We start from the raw sequence: 512 nt of genomic DNA on the forward strand, positions 1-512 counted from the left end.
GAATTAAGCCGCGCCGCGAAGCGGCGTCGGCTTGAATGACTTGTTAGGCACCTGAGCGCCTCGCCTGTACGACACGGATGACGCGCCAGGAGGCAATTACCAAGATTACTATATGCACCCCAAGATCAATAATAAGAACCGGGGATAAGAACGCAAGTACACTGACATTGAGGTACTTGGCATCTGGCCAGAATTGCAGAAGATAGTAGGAGTAGTGCACGATAACCACCACGGCAGCGGCGATCAGCGCGATGGAAAGGTGAGGCCTTCTGCCCACTAACCTGTACAGCGAGATCGCTACAACGACCCCTGCGAGTCCTCGCACGAATAGAAAGATCACCTCAGACCACGGCATAACGTGTGGGCCGAAACCAACGTTCTGTATCGGCCATACAAGCGCGCTGCCATGCGCGACCGCTGACATCAGGAACGCCCCTGACCACAAGAGCGCTATCAAGCAGATCACAGTAGCTGCGATGGATCTGGCCATGCGACTCCACTAGGTGCCTAAC

At 55.1% G+C, this 512-nt stretch carries 1 protein-coding gene; it reads right to left on the minus strand.

All coding sequences use genetic code 11. The features are described 5' to 3' along the window. Positions 1 to 43: 43 nt before the first annotated feature. On the minus strand, positions 44 to 490 hold the full coding sequence (locus tag ACW7G5_RS14820) for a hypothetical protein (protein WP_457005792.1): 447 nt from the start codon (positions 488 to 490) through the stop codon (positions 44 to 46). Between the last annotated feature and the right edge of the window lie 22 nt (positions 491 to 512).

It is taken from the genome of Luteimonas sp. A501 (assembly GCF_054052085.1).

Coding starts and splice junctions, on each gene's coding strand:
- ACW7G5_RS14820 (WP_457005792.1), bottom strand. CDS start 490: ATGGCCAGATCCATCGCAGCTACTGTGATCTGCTTGATAGCGCTCTTG.